The sequence below is a fragment of the Meiothermus sp. genome, assembly GCF_026004115.1.
GTDB lineage: Bacteria > Deinococcota > Deinococci > Deinococcales > Thermaceae > Meiothermus.
This window is the reverse complement of sequence record NZ_BPIM01000001.1, coordinates 504,005-521,811: the sequence shown is the minus strand read 5'-3', so window position 1 is coordinate 521,811 and position 17,807 is coordinate 504,005. Positions and strand designations below refer to the sequence as shown.

The following is a 17,807-nucleotide window of genomic DNA, read 5'->3' as shown; positions in this document are numbered from 1 at the left end:
GGTCGAGCGCCTAGCGTTGAAAGCCAAAAAGGTTAAGGGCTTTTCATCACTTACTACGGACTTTGGATCATTGGCCATAGATGCCCTCCAGGGCTATCGATTTGCTTGAACTATGTTGCTTTCTGAAATTGCCCAGGAGATAGGAGGGCGCCTCGAGGGCCCCGACCTCGAAATTGAGCGCCTGGCAGCCCCCGACCGGGCCGGGCCGGGCGAGCTGGTGGTGGTGCGCGAGGCGAGGTATCTCGAGGTTGCCCTGGCCAGTGGTGCAGCTTTAATACTGGACGAAACCAGCCCTTGCCCAGATACCATCAGTCGGATTCGTGTGCCGGCGGTACATCAAGCCTGGTCGCGGATTCTGGCCCTTTTTGATGAGCGCGAAACCTGGGCTGGTGTGGGGGTTCACCCCAGCGCCACCATCGAAGCCGGGGCTCAGGTAGACCCCACCGCCTCGGTTGGGGCGTATGTACTGGTGTGCCGGGGAGCTCGAGTGGCTGCGGGAGCGGTAATTGCACCGTACTGCTATGTGGGCGAGGGGGTGGAGGTGGGCCCCCGGACGGTGCTCGAGCCCCGGGTGACCCTCTACCGCAATACCTGGCTTGGCGCGGATTGCAAAATTGGGGCAGGCTCTGTCCTGGGGGTGGTGGGGTTTGGGTTTCAGAATGGAGAACGGCTGCCCCACACCGGCCGGGTGGTCTTGGAGGATGGGGTCGAGCTGGGGGCCAACTGCGTGGTACAGCGCAGCGTGGTAGGGGAGACCCGTATCGGGGCCCGCAGCAAAATCGGCGACCTCACCGATATTGGCCACAACGTCCAAATTGGCAAAGGTGTGGTGATGGTGGGTAGTAGCGCGATTGGTGGCAGCTCGGTCGTGGGGGACGACGTGCTGATGGGCGGGTGGGTGGTGCTCTCCGACCATGTGCGCATAGGTAAAGGAGCCAGGCTAACGGGCGGCAGTGGGATTTCGAAAGACGTGCCTCCGGGCGAGACCTGGGCCGGCGGCATTCCCGCCCAGCCCCTTCGCAAGCACTGGCGGCGCCTGGCCGTGCTGGACTGGTTGGCGACGGCGGAGCGCAGTCTGCGGCAATTCTTGAAGGAGCTGCAAAAATAATCTCTATACCATTTAACTGGAACCCCAATGACGATTCGTGGCATCGGCCTGCACACTGGCGAACCCAGCTCTGTACGGTTTCATCCAGCCGAGGGGCCGGTGCGTTTTCGGGTGGGGGGGCTCGAGTTTCGCCCTTTGGCTTCTACAGTAATTGATACTACGCGCTGCACGGTGCTGGGCTACCAGCACCAGCGCTTGATGACGGTTGAACACCTGCTGGCAGCCCTCTACATTCGGGGCATCTGGGAGGGCCTGGTAGTTGAGGTAACCGGCCCGGAGATTCCCATCCTGGACGGCAGCGCGCAAGAATGGCTGGCGGCCTTGAAGGGATTTGCAGCGCTGGGCCCCCCACCGGTTTCGGTAGCTGGAACCATCCGGGTAGAGGAGGGGCGCAGTAGCGCGATGGCCCAGCCAGCCGAAGGTTTTTCCCTGACCACCACCATTCTTTTCACCCATCCCAAAATCGGCTACCAGCAGGTAGAGTGCCCACCCACGCCGCTGGAAGAGCTGGCCTCGGCCCGCACATTTGGCTTTTTACAGGAGGTGGAGGCCATGCGGGCCCGCGGGCTCATTAAAGGAGCCTCACTGGATAATGCCCTGGTCTTTAGCGAGCACAGCTTTGTCAACACCCCCCGTATGCTACATGAGCCGGTCTGGCACAAGGCCCTGGATTTTCTGGGCGATTTGTACTTGGCCGGTCGGCCCTACCTGGGCCGTTTCGTGGCGCACCGCAGTTCCCATCGGCTGCATGTGGAGCTGGCCAAGCTACTCCAGAGCTAATTTCTTGGCCGGATGGCCCACTGCCCTCAGGGTTGGGGGGCCTTCTTTTCACAAGGCTGTGACTTTCCTGAGCCATTGCTAAAGGCCAGCCCCCCAAAAATTGGTTGTAAATAGGGGTTAAGTGTATCATCCTGCTTGGAACGCAGGGTTTGTGCATCACGTTACGAGGATTCTATGGAGCTAAATGTGGGCGTTGTGGGTGTGGGGGTGATGGGCACGTACCACGCGCAGGTCTACGCAGGGTTGCCAGGGGTTCGGCTGGTTGGGGTAGCCGACCCCGATCCTTTTCGCCAGGCTGCCATCGAGCAGGACCTGGAAGTACCGGCCTATGCCAGCCCGGAGGATCTGCTGGGCAGGGTGCAGGCGGTCTCGATTGCGTCGCCGACCTCCTTTCACTACGAGCAGGCCCGAATGTTTTTAGAGGCTGGGGTGCATGTGCTGCTGGAAAAGCCCATGACCCGCACCATGCAGGAGGCGCGGGAGCTGGTACGGCTGGCCGAACAGCGGGGGGTGGTTTTGCAGGTAGGGCATATTGTGCGCTTCTACCGAGCGGTGGGCGACCTCATGAATATGGTCAACACCCCCTGGGTGCTGGAAGCCCGCCGCATGGGCAACAACCGGCGCATACGCGATATTGGGGTGGTGCTCGACCTAATGATCCATGACCTGGATCTGGTGCTGCTGCTTTTGCGGGAAAAACCGCTGCGCTACAGCGTGGTGGGGCGGCAGGTAGAAGGTCTGGACGAGTTTGCCCAGGCCGTGGTGGATTTCCCTTCGGGCGCGCGGGCCCTGTTTACGGCCAGCCGGATTTCCCCTCAGGCTGAACGCTCCCTGACCATTACCCAGCCCGGTGAGGTGCTGCGGCTGGATTTTAATAGCGAGTTTACCGAACTGTCGTTGCACCGCTCGCCACCAGTACAACCCGACCCCGACCGGGTGGAGCCCAACGGGCGCACCCAGGTACAGACCGAGCGCATCGCCATCCACAACGACAATCCCTTGCGCCGCCAGCTCAAGCACTTTGTGGATCGAATTCAAAAGGGAGAGCCTTCGCTGGTCACCCTCGAGGACGACCTGCAAGCCCTCGAGCTGGCCCTCGATCTCTCCCACGCTTTGCAACCGGTAATGACCCGCTAAAAAGCCAGCTCAGAGCGGTTCCCACGAATACCCCACAAAGCATCCTTTGGATGTTATGGCGTGTGGGGTAATTTACGCTGCACTGTGTGTAGCGTAAATGTGGGAAACGCGATCAGAACGCCGCAAGCCCAAAGTAAACCAAAAAACGTCATCTACTGCGGTGGGATGGTTTTTCCCCTTGCGCCAAACCCTTAGTATTAAGCCGTGGACATTTACGAAATCCTCAAGTTTCTGCCCCATCGCTACCCCTTCTTGCTGATAGACCGGGTTCTGGAAGCCGACGAGAAGCGCTTTCGGGCCATTAAAAACGTGACCTTCAACGAACCCCACTTTCAGGGGCACTTTCCGGGCTACCCCATCATGCCGGGGGTGCTGCTGATCGAGGCCATGGCCCAGGGCTCGGTGGCGGTAGTCACCCAGCAGCCCGAGTACCGGCCCGGGGGGCTGGTGTTTTTGGTGGGGGTTGAGGAGGCCCGTTTCAAGAAGCCGGTGATCCCAGGCGATACCCTCATGTTAGAAGGGGAACTGCTGGCCTACCGGCGGGGATTGGGCAAGGTCAGGGTCGAGGCCCGGGTGGAAGGCGAACTGCGGGCCGAGGCCACCCTGACCTTTGTGCTACGCTCCGACACAGGGGGCGCGGTCTCGTGAGTCGGCTGGCCATCCACCCCACCGCGGTGGTCTCGCCCCGGGCCCTGCTGGCCTCCGATGTGAAGGTAGGGCCCTATGCGGTGATTGAGGGACCCTGTGAGATTGGCCCCGGGGTCGAGATTGGGGCCCATGTGGTGATCCACCCCTTTGTGCGGCTGGCGGCAGGCGTCAAGGTAGGGCCACACGCGGTGCTGGGGGGGGTGCCGCAAGACCTGAGCTTTCGCGGTCAGGAGACCTGGCTCGAGGTGGGGGCCAACACGGTCTTGCGCGAGGGGGTGATACTGCACCGTTCCACCAGAGAAGAACAGCCCACCCGTGTGGGTTCGGGCTGCTACCTGATGGGCCATGTGCACGTGGGGCACGATGCCCAGGTGGGCAACGGGGTGATTCTGACCCAGAGCGTGGCCGTGGCAGGGCATGTGGAGATCGGCGATTATGCTGTGGTGGGGGGGCTGGCTGGCATCCACCAGTTTGTACGCATTGGAACCCGGGCCATGGTGGGGGCCCTCTCCAAACCCACCCGGGATGTCCTGCCGTTTTCGCTAGCGGAGGGCAGCCCGGCGCTGCATTACCGCCTGAATACGGTGGGTTTGCGCCGGGCTGGGGTGAGCGGCGAGCGCTACCGGGCCCTCGAGCAAGCCTTCCGGGCGGTACGCGAAGGCAGGCCCCTCGACAACCTGCCCGATACCGAAGAGGTGCGAACCCTGAAGGCCTTTTTGGCGGCTCCTTCCAAACGCAACCTGTCGGGTTTTGTGCGGGGGAAGCCGAGTTTTGAGGGGTAATGCAGTCCAGCACGCTGCACATAAAGTTTTAAGCCAGATAGCGATGCTTGGGCAAAAACCTGCGGCTAGATGCTGGAATGACGCCGAACCGAGCGCAACATGCTGGATGAAATCCTGCTCCTGACCAACGGCCCTGGCGAACTTTCGACCTGGGTGCCGCCGGTGCTGTCGCGCTTGCGACGAGTAGCACCGGGAGCTTGGATTGAGCTCTTTTTAATCCGGGATCAGTTTGCCGCTGGAACGGAGCAAACCAAAGCCAAAGCGCTCGAGCTCGACGCGATCTCGGGGCGCTCGGAGCTGGCCCGTAGGCTTCTGCGGGGAAAAGCCAAAGGGCGGGGGTTGGTGCTGATGCTGGGGGGCGCCCCGCGCGATGCGGTTCTGCTGAGCAAGGCTACCGGCTATCCGGCTTTTTCCTATACCTTCGATGCCAAGGCCCATCACCCCGGGCTGCGGGCAGTGCTGGTCGACTCTGAGCGCACCAAAAGCGCCATGCAAGCCCGGGGAGTAGATCCTACCCGCGTAGTGGTGGTAGGAAATCTGGTGGTGGATGCCCTGAACCAAGCCTCCAGGCAACCCACCCAGCCCGCCGATGTGTTGCTGTTTGCGGGCAGCCGCCCTTTTGCAGCCCGCTACCTGCTGGGGTTTTTGCTGGCGGCAGCGGAACAGATGGCGAAAGAGAAGCCACAGCTTCGTTTTGCCTGGGTTAAGAGTCGCCTTTTACCAGAAGCGGTTGTGGAGGAGGCTTTGCAAGCGCATCGGGTGCAGGACATCGGGGGTGTGGGGGCTAGCTGGGAAGGGGCAGGTTTGCGTACCCTGCATGGCCTCGAGGTGGCCGTGCTGGATGAACCTGAGCGCTATGCGGCCATGCGCCAGGCCTCGCTGGCCATTACCATTCCCGGCACCAACACCCTCGAGCTGGCCCTGGCCGGCCTCCCCTCGCTGGTGTTGTTGCCCTTGCACAAGCCGGAGATGCTGCCGCTGGAGGGCCTCTGGCACTGGCTTCTGAGCCTGCCCGGGGCCCGGCCCTTCAAGCAAAGGTTTGTGCGGGGCCTGGTCTCGCGCATTCCCCACCTGGCCTTGCCGAACCAGTGGCTGAATGAGCGGGTTTTCCCAGAGCTACGCGGGGTCTTTAGCCCCACCGAGGTAGCGCTGGCCGGGTTGGAACTGCTGCGCCAGGAGCGGGCCCAGGAAGTCCGGGCCAGACTGGGGCGCCTGGAAGCAGAGCCCGGAGCCGATAAGCTGGTGGCGTATGTGCTGGCCAACTCCTGAAGTCGAGTTTTTGCGCCTGTGCATTTAGCCTCCATCGCCCTGCCCCCTATCCCCTCTATATGAACCTCCTCCGACTCCTGCGCTCTTTTTGGCCGCACATCCTGCTGGCGGCAGGGCTGGCGGTTTTGCCCGCTGTGGCGCAAGCCTGGCTGCCGGGCCGGGTGGTCAAGCCGCTCTTTGACCAGGTGCTGGCAGGACAGTTTGACCGTTTGGGCGAGGTGCTCTGGGTGGGGGCGGGGCTATTGTTGCTATTGGTGGTGAGCGGGTATGCGCTGGAAGCCTTTATGGGCTACCTTTCGGTCAAGGTTCCGGCGGTCTGGCGGGAGCGGGTCTTCGAGCACCTGCTTAAGACCCACCTGATGGCCCTCCCGACTTCGCCCGGTGGGCTGACGGGGCGGCTCATTGCCGATTTGAAGGAGCTCGAGGGTTTTCTGTTCTATAGCCTGGGGGGGCTTTTGGGGCAGGGGGTTCTGCTTCTAGCTTTGCTCTGGCAACTCCTGCTCCACTACACCGAACTCACCTTGTACCTACTGCTCGTGTTATTACCGATGGCGCTGCTGCTGGGCTGGATTGGAACCTGGGTGACCCATTACAGCCGGCGTACCCAGGCTGCCTTGGAGCGGTTGGCTGGCCGCATGGCCGAAGGGTTTGGGCGCCTGGAGCTGATTCGGGCCTTGCACCTCGAAGACTTCATGCGCGCCCGGTTTCGTCACAGCAACCTTCAACAATACCGCTTGGGGCTTACCCGCAGCCTGATTTCGGCCCTGAATCTGCCCCTGGGGCAGCTTGCGACCACCTTGCTTTTGGGCCTGCTGCTCTTTCTGGGGGTGGGTGCGGTGCAGCGGGGGCAGATGACCCCCGGCGATCTGACTGCGTTCCTAACCTTGTTGGCCCTGGCCATTGCCCCCTTGCAAGTTTTGAGCCGGGTGGGCACCGGGTTTGCCCAGGCCGAAGGGGCGGCGGCCCGTGTGGTGGAGTTGCTGGGCCTTCCCTATGCGCCTCCCATGGGTGCGCTTCGCCCCGAATCCCTGGAGGGGAGGCTCGAGCTTCGCCACCTGAGCTACAGCTATCCGGACAGTGCGGCCACCCTGCAAAACCTCAACCTGTGCCTGGAGCCCGGCTCCTTCACCGCTATTGTGGGGCCCTCGGGGGCGGGCAAAAGCACCCTCCTGCGGGTACTACTGGGCCTCTACCCGCCGAGCAAAGGGCAGGTTTTGCTGGACGGACGTGACCTGCAAAGCTACGATGCGGCCTGGCTGCGCGCCCGCATGGCCTGGGTGCCCCAGGAGCCCATGCTCTTTGCCGGAACTGTACAGGAAAACCTGGCGGTGCTGGCCCCGGGCGCAATCCCAGAGGCCATGCAAAAAGCCTTGCAGACTGTGGGCCTGCACCCCGAGGTAAGCCTGCAAACCCTGCTGGATGAAGAAGGGGGCGGGCTCTCGGTGGGACAGCGGCAGCGCCTGGCGATTGCGGCGGCGCTCTTACGCGAGGCCAAAATTCTCCTGCTCGACGAGATTACCAGCGCCCTGGATAAGCACAGCGAGGGGCAGGTGGTAGCGGCTTTGGAAGCCGTCCGTCCGGGCCGTACAGTGGTGGTCGTGGCCCACCGCCTTTCTACCGTGCAGCACGCCGACCAGATTGTGGTCATGGAGAATGGCCGGATTGTGGAGCTCGGTCCCCATGTGGAGCTCATGGCCCTTGGGGGGGTGTACGCGGGGCTGTGGAGGGGTTGAAATAATCGAAAGCGCAAAGAAAGATGTCTATGGTCGATGGTCTATAGCCTATAGCCAGGGGTTAAAAGTCCAGCAGTATATCGGCTCGCCCCCATGAAGGGCAGGTCGAATTCTGCTCAAGTTACCATAGACCGTTACCGCGTAATACATGCTCGCCGTGGGGTGACAAACATATATGGGCACCTCGAGTTGAACCCCAGCCAGTTGAACTACTTTTGGACGCAGCATGCGACTTGAGACCTGTGACCTGCGAAAAGCTATGGAGGAGATCATGCAGGAATACCTGAAAAAAGCCCGGGAGGGACGGGTGGTGCAGACCCCCTTTATGGAGGCCGATGCACTGGACGAGTTGCGCCGACTGGCGAAGCAAGAGGGGGTTCGCCTCGAGACCTTTGGGGGCCTGCCGATGGCCTCCCGTCGGGTGGCGGTGCTGTTCCCCGAGCATATCCCGGCGGTGGCCGACCCTGTCCTGGTGTTGCTATTGCGCTTTGAGGGCGACCTCGAGGCCCTGGAAGACAAACTCCGGACCCTATTGGAGCCGGGTCTCTTGGGCGACCTGGAAGAGACCCAAGAGGGCTTTTTCCTGGCGACGCTGCCCAAAGGGCTCAAAATCCTGCAAGAGGCCGGCCTCGAGGCCCAGCTCGCCACCCCTGAGCAGTTGCCCCAGGTGCGCGAGCGCACCCGCAGCGTGGTGGTGCCCAGCCTGCGGGTGGATGTGGTGGGGGCCAAAGGCTTCGGGGTTTCGCGCACCTACTTTGCCCAGGGGGTCAAGGCGGGCAAGGTCAGGTTGCGGGGCAAAACCGCCTCGGCCAAGGACGAACTAACCGAGGGCGACACCCTGCTGGCCGAAGGGCTGGGCAGCCTGGTGGTCAAAAAGGTGCTGGGCCAGACCAGGCGGGGCAACGTGAAGCTCGAGCTCGAGGTTCGCCGCTAGCCGATGGAGAAAGTCTCAACAGATGGGCAGCGCGGCTTTTACTCATACTCAATAGAGCCGGGGTGTCCTTGCTGTTGCACAGGTAGCTTATTTTTGCGGTACGTGTTACAGGTAACTTATTTTGTGGTACATGTCGAAGCGCGTTGAATGCCCAAAATTGCGATGTACAGCTTATTCAGAGGGGTCGTAGTGTATGCCGATTTCCTGGTTACCAGACCAGTAGGGTTCGCTACTTTTGCGCCGGGAGTTTGTCGCGTAACCAGGCCACAATATCGTCGGAGATTTGCTGGGCCAGGGGGTCTAAGAGCATGTCGTGCTGGCTGGGGTAGCTACGGTACTCCTTGTGCGGGCCGCCGATAAGAGCAAAATAGCGGCGCACGGCGGCCTCGGGTACCGTGTCGTCCTGGGTAGCCTCGAGCACCAAAGCAGGCGCCCAGACCCGCGGCAATAGTTCCGGCACGCGCTGCTGGAGGGCAATCAACTCAGCCAGCGCCCTGGTGGGAAAGTTGGGGTAGTTGGGGCTTCGCTCGCGCCTTCTAGCCTCTTCGGCAGGGTCGGTGCTGAAGGCCCAGGGTTTGAAATAATGCAACAGGGGGGCCAGGTAGGCCATGCGGTTTTTGAGCCCCAAGGCCGGGGCCAGGGCCACCAGCGCGGCGGTTTTGTGCTCTGCGGCCAGCCAACCCGCCAGCAGGCCGCCCATGGAGAGCCCCACCACGGCCCTGGGTTCCGGCAGCGCCAGGTAGGCCGCGCGGGCGGTCTGGAGCCAGTCCTGCCAGCGCACGCCGCGCAGGTCTTCGGGCCTGGTTCCGTGGCCAGGAAGAGCGGGTTGGGCAACGTTAAAGCTGGCCTTCCGCAGCGTTTCGGGCAGCGGCCCCATGGTCAGGACGGGGTGGGAGGTAAAACCGTGCAAAACCAGAACGTTCGACATGGACAGCTCATAGCTTATCGCAAGCCTTGGGCCGATTCCCAATAGGGGTTATCCGCGGCAATCCTGTCCTGGCCGTGTGTCTGGCTCATTTGAACCAAGCCACTTTGTTTCTTGCGGTTACAATAACCAGGTCGCGCCCGATAATATGCGCAGGAGCGAGTTCTAAAGCGAGGGGAGGTGAGAACGTGTTGAGCGGCAACCTGGCGGAGTTTCCCCTTTTGCGCCTCCTGGAGACCCTGATGGGAGCGGCCAGGGGCGGGGCTTTGTTCATTGAGCACCCCAACTTCTCAGGGTGTATCTACTTGTCTGGAGGGCATCCGGTACATGCTGAAGCAGGTTCGCTGCGGGGTTTGGAGGCCCTCGAGCTCCTGGCCGGCGTTCACTCGGCGCCATTTCGCTTTGAGTCCGAAAGGCAAACCCACGAACGCAGCATTGAGCCCAGCCTCGAGACCCACCAGCTCATCCTGCACCAGTTTGAAGCCTGGAAGGAAATCAGCCTGCCCGAGAACTGGGGCCTGATACTGAAGGGAAAGGGGGTCCCGGCGAAGACCAAGCTAAGCCCGTTGGAGCTGGCCGTGCTCACCTACGCACAGGGGCAGAGTATTGCAAAAACCCTTATGAACCCGCGTCTTTCGCCCCTCGAGACTGCCCAGGTACTCAGCAAACTCTTGCGGCAGGGTCTGCTCGAGGCCCGGTTGCACCTGGAAATTAGACCCGAACCCCTGGTAGTACTCTCTTTATACGGCGGAGGGCAGGGGGTAGCGGTGATAGACGAAAATCTATATGCGCAGTGGCAAGGTTTGCTGGGAGGCCCGTTCCGGGTGCGGCTGCGTACCAAAAGCCAGGAGACCACCCTGCGCGCCGAGCCTCGCATCAACATGCAGGGCCGGCTGGGGCTTTTTGAGCGTGACTTGCGTCAGCTGCGTCTGGGCCGGGGAATGCTGGTGGAAGCCTGGCCGGAGGTTGGGTAGAACAAGGGTGAGCTATGGATATCCTTTACTTAAACGATTTCGTCAACCGGGCCGTTTACGGCGAATGGATGATGCTCATCTTTATCCTGGTGGGCTTTTATCTCTCTTTTCGCACCGGCTTTCCCCAGTTCAGCCGGCTGGGTATCGCCCTGCGCGAGACGTTTGGGGCCATCCGCGAGCGCTTCCAGCGCTTCGGGGGCCAGATCACGCCCTTTCAGGCCGCTATGGTCGCTATGTCGGCCACCATCGGAACCGGCCACCTCATCGGCATGGTGGGTGCCGTGCTGATGGGCGGGCCTGGGGCGGTGCTGTGGATGTGGGTGGCCTATCTGGTGGGCATGGCCACCAAGTTCGCCGAGGCGGTGCTGGCGATCCATTTCCGCCGCCAGTTTACCGATGGTTCGGTCATGGGGGGGCCCATGCTCTACATTCGCTATGGCCTGGGCAGGCGGTTTGCCTGGTTGGCTGGGCTATTTGCCTTATTTACAGCCATAGCTGCTTTTGGTATTGGCAATCTTTCGCAAGCAGGTGCGGTGGGTGCTGCCTTCGCACAGGAGTTTAATGTGCCCCCGGCCATCACCGGCTTGCTGGTAGCACTGCTGGTAGGGGTGCTGCTGGCCGGAGGCATTCGCTTGATTGCCCGCTTTGCCCAGGTGATGGTACCGCTCAAGCTGCTCCTGTTCCTGGCGGGGATTCTGCCCCTGCTTTTGATCCACCTTGGGGATATTCCTGGTGCGCTGGCCCTGATTGTCTCCTCGGCTTTTAGCTTTCAGGCTGCTGCTGGGGGCGCCGCCGGAGCTGCCGTCTCGCTGGGCCTGGCAGAAATTCTCAAAGCAGGTGTTGGGCGGGGCATTTTTGCCAACGAAGCGGGGCTGGGCTCGGCAGCCATCGCCCACGCCCAGGCCCAGGTCGACCATCCGGTGCGGCAGGGCTTCTGGGGCCTGACCGAGATGCTCGTGAGCCTGGGGGTAACCACCCTGATGGCCCTGACCTTTATTGCCAGTGGCCTCTGGCAGCGCTTTTTGGGGGGTGACCGGGTGGAGGCTGCCCGCTTCTTGTTTGCCGAGCATCCGCTGGGAGTGGCGGTGCTGGGGTTGATGTTGGCCATTTTTGCCCTGGGAACCATGGTTTCCTGGGGCTTCTACGGCGAGGAAGGGGCGGCCTACCTGTTTGGCGAGGGCATCCGCTGGCCCTACCGCCTGACCTTTGTGGCCTTTGCTTTTGTGGGGCCGCTGGGGGGTCTGGCGGCCCTGACTAGTGTGGCCGACACCCTGAACGGCCTGATGGCCATTCCCAACCTGGTTGCCCTCTTGGCTTTGGGGGGGCTGGTGGGTCGGCTGGTGCGGGAGTTCTTTAGCGGGATGCCCTGGCAGCCACCCGAAGAAGATTGAGAAGGGTCGGAATCCCGCGCCTGAAGGCCCAATACTAAAACCAAAACAAAGTAGATGGCGAGAGTAAAAGTCTCACATGGGCCTGCATGCACCTGCGGCCCGTGCTGCATTTGCAAGCCTTGCCAGCCAGTACACTTGGCCCATGAGCGTACCCAAGCGTCTGGTGGTGGGGCTTTCGGGGGCTTCCGGGATGCCCTATGCCCTCGACCTGTTGCAAACCCTGCGCCGTATTCAGGGCCTCGAGACCCACCTGGTGATGACCCAGGGGGCCAAGCGGGTGCTGGTGGAGGAAGCCGAGCAAAGCGTGGAGGCGGTGGAAGCCCTGGCCCACGTGGTACACCGCAGCAGCGACCTGGGCGCGGCGGTGGCCTCGGGCAGTTTTCGCACTGTGGGCATGGTGATTGTGCCCTGTAGCGCGACCACCCTTTCTAAGGTGGCCTATGGCCTGGCCGACAACCTGCTGACCCGTGCGGCCTACGTTACCCTGAAGGAACGCCGCCCCCTGGTGCTGGTGCCGCGCGAGGCGCCCCTGCCTTTGCCCAGCCTCGAGGCCATGGTCAAGGCCGCCCAGGCCGGAGCCATTATTCTGCCAGCCGCACCGGGCTTTTACCACAAGCCCCGGCAAATAGACGACTTGCTGGCCTTCATCACCCAGCGCATCCTGGACTTGTTTGGGCTGGATTATCCCCGGGCGCCGCGCTGGAAGGAGATGGCCGAGCTCGAGCTCGACTAGCGCAAAAAGAACACCGCGTACACCACGCCAATCACAATGCGATACACGGCAAAGGGCACAAAGCTATTGCGGCTCACAAAGCCCAGCAACCAGCGCACCGTAAGCAGGGCCGCCACAAAAGCAGTGATGAAACCCACGGCCAGTAGACCCCAACTGTCCGCCCTGAATTCGTTCAGGTTGCGCAACAGGGAAAATCCGGTGGCCGAGAGCATGGTGGGCACGGCCAGAATGAAGGAAAACTCGGCGGCTGCCTTGCGCGAGAGCCCCAGGGCCATGCCCCCCACAATGGTGGCCCCACTGCGCGAGACTCCTGGCATCATGGCTACGGCTTGAAACAGGCCAATCAACACCGCCTGAGGCACGGGCATCTGGTTCACATCGTCGTAGCGCTTGTGGTGCTGCAGCCAGCGATCCACAAAGAGTAAAAGAACACCCACCCCAATCAGGTTCACCACCACAATCAGGTCGTTGCCCAGGAATACATTTTCAATCACATCGGCCAGCAAAAACCCCAGGATGCCGGTAGGAATGAAGGCTACGATTATGCGCTTCCACACCTCCATATCCCGCAAGAAGCGCTTGAAGTACAGCGCCAGCACAGCCAGGATGGCCCCAAGCTGAATCACAATCACAAAGCTTTTGATAAAAGGGTTGTTCTCGATGTCCAGGCCCATGAGGTGAGCCGCCAGGGTCAGGTGGCCGGTGGAGGAGATGGGCAAAAACTCGGTCAGGCCCTCCAACATCCCCAGAATGAATGCCTCAAAAAACGTCACGCCCCAGAGAATACCACGCAAGATGAAGGCCAGATGGGGATTTGGGCATTCAAGACCGAGCTGCCAACATTGACGGGAGCAACAAGCCTTCGCTGTCGGGTCGCCCGTCTCCCTGCTTTTTACGGTACGATTCCAGGCGTGAAGGTTTCGGTCTTGCTGCCTGCCGCCGGTTCGGGCGAGCGAATCGGGCGGGGGCCTAAAGCGTTTTTGAAGGTGGGCGAAAAGACCCTTTTGGAGTGGGTACTGGAGGGTTTTGCCTGGGCCGATGAGATCATTGTGGCTCTGCCGAAGGGGTTTGAGGACACGGGCCTATCTGTTCTGACCGTGCCGGGAGGAGCAACCCGCCAGCAAAGCGTGTGCAATCTGGTGCAGGTGGCTGCGGGCGAAATTGTGTTGGTGCATGATGTGGCCCGCCCTTTTGTGGTGCGCGCGGCAGTTGAACGCCTGCTGGGTGAGGTGCGGGCATCGGGTGCAGCTACCCTGGCGGTTCCGGTGCCCGATACCCTGGTGAAGGAGCAGTCGGGCCGGTACGGAGCAGTCATCCCCCGCGAGCACCACCGGCTGGTACAGACCCCCCAGGGTTTTCGGCGCGAGGTGTTGCTGCAAGCCCATTTGAAAGCCCGGGTGGAGGGCCTCGAGTTCACCGACGATGCCCAGTTGGTGCGCTGGCAAGGCCACCCCGTAGCGCTGGTGGAGGGCGACCGTCGGATGTTCAAAATCACCTACCCCGAGGATCTGCTTCTGGCGGAAGGACTGGCGCGGGTATGGAACTCCTAGCCCCGGCCAAGGTCAACCTGGGCCTCTCGGTGTTGGGCCGGCGGGCCGATGGCTACCACGAGCTCCACACCGTGTTTGCTGCATTGCGGGTGGCCGACCGGCTTTTTTTGGAGGCCATTCCCGAGGGGGTGGAGCTGGAAGTGCGGGGCTCTAACCTGCCGGCCAACCCCGATAACCTGGTCTACAAGGCCGTGGTGGCCTATCTTAACGCCGTGGGCTGGCCGGGCGGGGTGAAGGTGGTGCTGGAGAAGCACCTCCCCTTAGCCGCCGGGCTGGGTGGGGGCTCTTCGGATGCGGCGGCGGCACTGCGGGCGCTCTCGAAACTTTATCCAGCCCCTGCCAACCTGCCTGCCCTGGCTCTGAAGCTGGGGGCCGACGTGCCGTTTTTTCTCGAGGCCGGGTTGGCTGAAGCGCGCGGGGTGGGTGAGCGACTGAGACCGCTGGAACCGCTCGAGGTCCACCTGGTACTGCTCAATCCGGGCATTGCGGTCTCGGCAGCCGAAGCCTACCGGGAGCTTCGCCCCGAGGAGTGGCAGCCCGAGCTAGACCTGCCGGGCATCCTGCACGCCATACGCGCAGGCGAGGAGCCCCCGTACTGGAACACCCTCGAGCAGCCGGTTTTCCGGCTGGTGCCTTATCTGCAGGAGCTCAAGCTCGAGCTGCGCCGAACCGGGCTGCGTGGGGTCTTGATGTCCGGGTCGGGCTCGAGCCTTTTTGGCTTCGCCCAGGATGCCGAGGAAGCCCGGTTTGTGGCCCAAAAACTGCGAACCAGGTACCCCCGCTTCTGGGTGGTGGCTACGCAAACCGTGAGCTGAGGCTTTGCAGTAGAAGAATTTGATAATATCATCAGATTTGTCACCGGGGGTGCTTGCACAACTGTGCAGGCTGAGAAATACCCTTGGAACCTGAATCGGCTAACACCGACGTAGGAAGCGTGACAGGGGCTAACCACCCGCCGCTCAGGTTCGTTCCCCTCCCGGTGATAGGAGGGGATTTTTATGTGGATAAAGCTGTGGATAAGTGTTTTGCTGCTGGGATTGCAGATTACGGCAGCCCAGGCCCCCACCCTGACCGTCCTGACCCACGACAGCTTCAACCTGGACAAGGCCCTCCTGGCCCAGTTCGAGCGCCAGTCGGGGATTCGCCTGCGCTTTCTCAAGGGGGGCGATGCCGGGGAGATGCTCAACAAGGCCATTCTGAGCAAGGGGGCGCCCATCGCGGACGTAATTTACGGCTTCGACAACACCCTGCTCTCCCGCGCCCTGCAGGCCGACATCCTCCAACCCTACCGCTCCCCCGAACTACCGGCCCTGCGCCCCGAACTCCTGCTCGACCAGACCTTCCGGGCCACCCCGGTGGACTTTGGCTACGTGGCCCTCAACTACGACCGCGATTACTTCAAAGACAAGCCCCTGCCAGCGCGCTTTGCCGACCTGGCCTCGCCCGAGTTTGCCCGCCTGCTGGTGGTGCAGAACCCCGCTAGCAGCTCCCCAGGGCTGGCCTTTTTGCTAGCCACGGTAGCGGCTTTTGGCGAAGACCGCTACCTGGGCTTTTGGGAAGACCTGCGCAAGAACGGCGTGCGCGTGGTGAGCGGCTGGAGCGATGCCTACTACACCCACTTTACCCGCGCCGGGGGCGATCGACCCCTGGTGGTCTCCTACAGTACCAGCCCGGCGGCTGAGCTTTACTACAGCGAGGCCAAACCCAAACCTGCTGAGCCCCCTACCGCCAACCTGTTTTTGCCCAAGAGCTCGTTTTTCCAGGTGGAGTATGTGGGTATCCTGAAGGGTACGCGCAACCTGGGGGCGGCCCAGCGCTTTGTGGACTGGCTGGTTTCCAAGCCAGCCCAGGAGAACATCCCCACCCAGATGTGGGTCTACCCGGCCCGGCGCGAGGCCCGCTTGCCCGAGGTGTTCCGCTTCGCCGAGGTGCCTTCTGAGCCGGCCCGCCTTTCGCCCCAGCAGATCGCCCAGAACCGTGAGCGCTGGATTCGGGAGTGGACGCAGGTGGTGGTACAAGGCCAGAGCGCCGATGCGGTCAGGGCGCGGCGGTAAATTGGGCACAGGCTCTTCACGCTAGGGGCCCCGTTGGTGGGATAACGTTAGCCCTGGGGCCAATCGAAGTGTCCCCCTGGCTATGAGCTATCGGCCATCGGCATTTGCTTTCAAGTATGCAGACCCCCAAGGGAACCTCGAGGCCCCACGCCAACCTGCACGGGTGGCTGGGCCTGCCGGTGCTGGTTTTCCTGGCCCTGGCCCTGGTTTACCCCCTGGGGCGCATAATGGCGCTCGGCTTGGGGGAGGGGTTGCAGGTAGCTTTGGCCAACCCCTACTACGCTTCGCGGCTGGTATGGAGCCTGGCCTACGGGCTGGGCTCGTCGCTCTTGTGCATCGGGCTGGCCCTGCCACTGGCCTATGCCTTTCGCTATCGCTTCCCTGGGCGGGAGTTTCTGCTGGGTTTTTCCATCGTGCCGTTTGTGCTGCCTACCCTGGTCGTGGCGATGGGCTTCCTGAGCCTGGTGGGGCCGAAGGGAATGCTGGGTCTCAACCTATACGGCACCGCCTGGGTGCTGTTCTGGGCCAGTATGCTCTATAACCTGGGCCTGGTGCTGCGGCCCCTGGTGGCTTTGCTGCCGGCTCTGCAAACCCCCCTGGCCGCTGCCCGCACCCTGGGCGCTACCCCACTGCGGGCCTACTGGCGGGTAGGTATCCCACTGCTGGGGCCTGCCCTTTTTTCGGGAGGCAGCCTGGTGTTCCTGTACAGCTTTACCAGTTTTGGAGTGCCGCTCTTGCTGGGCGGGCCCCGCTGGGCGACGCTCGAGGTCGAAACCTATTACGCCCTGGCCCAGCGGCTGGCCTTCCCCGAGGCCACGGCCCTGGTGCTGATGCAACTGGCCGTGACCCTTCTGGTCTTGACGGTCTATCTGCGCCTGCAAGAACGGCTGGTACTGGGCATTGGCGGCTATGGCACCCCCTTGCCGCTGGCACCCCGCAAAGCCATAGGTCTTGCGCTCCTGGTTTGGGGGTTCTTTCTGGTGCTTTATAGCCCCCTCTGGAGCTTGCTGCTGCGGGCCCTCGAGCGACCCCAAGCCTGGGTGAGCGTGTGGCACAACCCCGACTTTACCCCTGGCATGCTGGCCCTGCTCAACACCCTGGGTTTTGCTGGCCTGGCCCTTCTGCTGGTGCTGCCCCTGGGTGTCCTGTATGCCTACGCGGTCTGGCGCGGACACCGCTTACTGGATGGGCTGGGTCTGCTGCCGCTGATGGTCTCGCCGGTAGCCATCGGACTGGGCTACCTGCTGGCCTATCCGGGGTTGCGCGGTTCGCTCCTGGTTCTGATTGCAGCCTATGCGCTGCTCAGCTACCCCTTGTTGGGGCGGGCCTTGCTGCCCGCTTTGCGGGCCATGCCCAAAGGGGTTGTGGAGGCAGCTCGGGTGCTGGGCGCGGGCCCCTGGCGTCGCTTTGTACGGGTAGAGTGGCCCCTGGTGCAGAAATCGGCGCTTTCCGGGGCGGCGCTGGCTCTGGCCGCGATTATGGGCGAGTTTGGCGCCACCCTGACCCTGCAACGCCCCGAATGGGCCACCCTTTCTCTGGCCATCTACGAGCGGCTGGGCAGACCAGGCGCGTTGCCTTTTTATGAAGCCGTGGTCTTGGCGGTGGTGTTGATGGGTTTGTGCATGCTCTTATTGACCCTGATCGAGCGGAGTTTTCAGCAGCGCTAGACGGGCAGCCTGGGCACAAGTGCAGGGCCGCAAAATGTAAGGAAGCTTTCCTGGTGTCTTGTGAAAAGAAGTACAATCCGTCTAAAGGGACAAAAGTCCCTGGCTAAGCCCAGGAGGGTGTC

17 protein-coding genes and 1 riboswitch are annotated in these 17,807 nt (G+C 62.2%); of the genes, 15 read left to right on the top strand and 2 right to left on the bottom strand.

The features are described 5' to 3' along the window. The first annotated feature begins 112 nt into the window (after positions 1–112). The 8 genes from Q0X23_RS02435 to Q0X23_RS02400 all read left to right on the top strand — a co-directional run bounded on the left by Q0X23_RS02435 (position 113) and on the right by Q0X23_RS02400 (position 8,391). Positions 113–1,108, top strand: a complete 996-nt coding sequence (locus tag Q0X23_RS02435; RefSeq protein WP_297858811.1) for a UDP-3-O-(3-hydroxymyristoyl)glucosamine N-acyltransferase — start codon at positions 113–115, stop codon at positions 1,106–1,108. Between the two features lie 27 nt (positions 1,109–1,135). Next, the gene (lpxC, locus tag Q0X23_RS02430) at positions 1,136–1,888 is read left to right on the top strand and encodes a UDP-3-O-acyl-N-acetylglucosamine deacetylase (protein WP_297858810.1); all 753 of its coding nucleotides are present in this window, start codon (positions 1,136–1,138) and stop codon (positions 1,886–1,888) included. A 174-nt stretch (positions 1,889–2,062) separates the two neighbouring features. Then, complete coding sequence (locus tag Q0X23_RS02425; protein ID WP_297858809.1) at positions 2,063–3,025, top strand: Gfo/Idh/MocA family protein; 963 nt, start codon at positions 2,063–2,065, stop codon at positions 3,023–3,025. A 204-nt stretch (positions 3,026–3,229) separates the two neighbouring features. After that, on the top strand, positions 3,230–3,673 hold the full coding sequence (gene fabZ / locus Q0X23_RS02420) for a 3-hydroxyacyl-ACP dehydratase FabZ (RefSeq protein WP_297858808.1): 444 nt from the start codon (positions 3,230–3,232) through the stop codon (positions 3,671–3,673). After that, positions 3,670–4,455, top strand: a complete 786-nt coding sequence (lpxA, locus tag Q0X23_RS02415) for an acyl-ACP--UDP-N-acetylglucosamine O-acyltransferase (RefSeq protein ID WP_297858807.1) — start codon at positions 3,670–3,672, stop codon at positions 4,453–4,455. Before fabZ ends, lpxA begins: the two co-directional genes overlap by 4 nt. A gap of 99 nt (positions 4,456–4,554) precedes the next feature. Further along, positions 4,555–5,724, top strand: a complete 1,170-nt coding sequence (locus Q0X23_RS02410) for a sugar synthetase (protein ID WP_297858806.1) — start codon at positions 4,555–4,557, stop codon at positions 5,722–5,724. Between the two features lie 59 nt (positions 5,725–5,783). Beyond that, the gene (locus tag Q0X23_RS02405; protein ID WP_297858805.1) at positions 5,784–7,457 is read left to right on the top strand and encodes an ABC transporter ATP-binding protein; all 1,674 of its coding nucleotides are present in this window, start codon (positions 5,784–5,786) and stop codon (positions 7,455–7,457) included. Between the two features lie 226 nt (positions 7,458–7,683). Beyond that, positions 7,684–8,391: an RNA-binding protein gene (locus Q0X23_RS02400; protein ID WP_374707438.1), complete on the top strand. Its 708-nt coding sequence runs from the start codon at positions 7,684–7,686 to the stop codon at positions 8,389–8,391. A gap of 229 nt (positions 8,392–8,620) precedes the next feature. Here Q0X23_RS02400 and Q0X23_RS02395 read toward each other — a convergent pair whose 3' ends face one another. Next, positions 8,621–9,319 (bottom strand): carboxylesterase, encoded by a 699-nt coding sequence (locus Q0X23_RS02395; protein ID WP_297858804.1) that lies wholly within the window; start codon positions 9,317–9,319, stop codon positions 8,621–8,623. 185 nt (positions 9,320–9,504) lie between these two features. Here Q0X23_RS02395 and Q0X23_RS02390 point away from each other — a divergent pair, with 185 nt between their 5' ends. The 3 genes from Q0X23_RS02390 (at position 9,505) to Q0X23_RS02380 (ending at position 12,414) form a co-directional block, all read left to right on the top strand. After that, positions 9,505–10,290, top strand: coding sequence for a DUF4388 domain-containing protein (locus Q0X23_RS02390; RefSeq protein ID WP_297858803.1), 786 nt, complete (start codon positions 9,505–9,507; stop codon positions 10,288–10,290). Positions 10,291–10,304: 14 nt separating this feature from the next. Next, on the top strand, positions 10,305–11,681 hold the full coding sequence (locus Q0X23_RS02385) for a sodium:alanine symporter family protein (protein ID WP_297858802.1): 1,377 nt from the start codon (positions 10,305–10,307) through the stop codon (positions 11,679–11,681). A 142-nt stretch (positions 11,682–11,823) separates the two neighbouring features. Next, positions 11,824–12,414 carry a UbiX family flavin prenyltransferase gene (locus tag Q0X23_RS02380; protein WP_297858801.1) on the top strand — a complete coding sequence of 197 codons (591 nt, stop codon included), beginning with the start codon at positions 11,824–11,826 and terminating at the stop codon, positions 12,412–12,414. Here the strand turns inward: Q0X23_RS02380 and Q0X23_RS02375 are convergent. Then, positions 12,411–13,187, bottom strand: a complete 777-nt coding sequence (locus Q0X23_RS02375) for an undecaprenyl-diphosphate phosphatase (protein ID WP_297858800.1) — start codon at positions 13,185–13,187, stop codon at positions 12,411–12,413. The two genes, Q0X23_RS02380 and Q0X23_RS02375, sit on opposite strands and share 4 nt — an antisense overlap. A gap of 138 nt (positions 13,188–13,325) precedes the next feature. On the opposite strand from Q0X23_RS02375, the gene ispD reads away from it, so the two are divergent. From ispD to Q0X23_RS02355, 4 genes are all read left to right on the top strand, one after another. Next, positions 13,326–13,964: a 2-C-methyl-D-erythritol 4-phosphate cytidylyltransferase gene (gene ispD, locus Q0X23_RS02370; protein WP_297858799.1), complete on the top strand. Its 639-nt coding sequence runs from the start codon at positions 13,326–13,328 to the stop codon at positions 13,962–13,964. After that, positions 13,952–14,779, top strand: a complete 828-nt coding sequence (gene ispE / locus Q0X23_RS02365; protein ID WP_297858798.1) for a 4-(cytidine 5'-diphospho)-2-C-methyl-D-erythritol kinase — start codon at positions 13,952–13,954, stop codon at positions 14,777–14,779. The genes ispD and ispE overlap by 13 nt, the downstream gene beginning before the upstream one ends. A 35-nt stretch (positions 14,780–14,814) precedes the next feature. Continuing rightward, positions 14,815–14,914: riboswitch (TPP riboswitch) on the top strand. Between the two features lie 48 nt (positions 14,915–14,962). After that, entirely contained in the window at positions 14,963–16,018 is a 1,056-nt protein-coding gene (locus Q0X23_RS02360; protein ID WP_297858797.1) for a thiamine ABC transporter substrate binding subunit, read from the top strand. 116 nt (positions 16,019–16,134) lie between these two features. Next, a complete protein-coding gene (locus Q0X23_RS02355; RefSeq protein ID WP_297858796.1) occupies positions 16,135–17,685 on the top strand; it encodes an iron ABC transporter permease in 1,551 nt (516 codons plus the stop codon). The last annotated feature ends 122 nt before the right edge of the window (positions 17,686–17,807 follow it).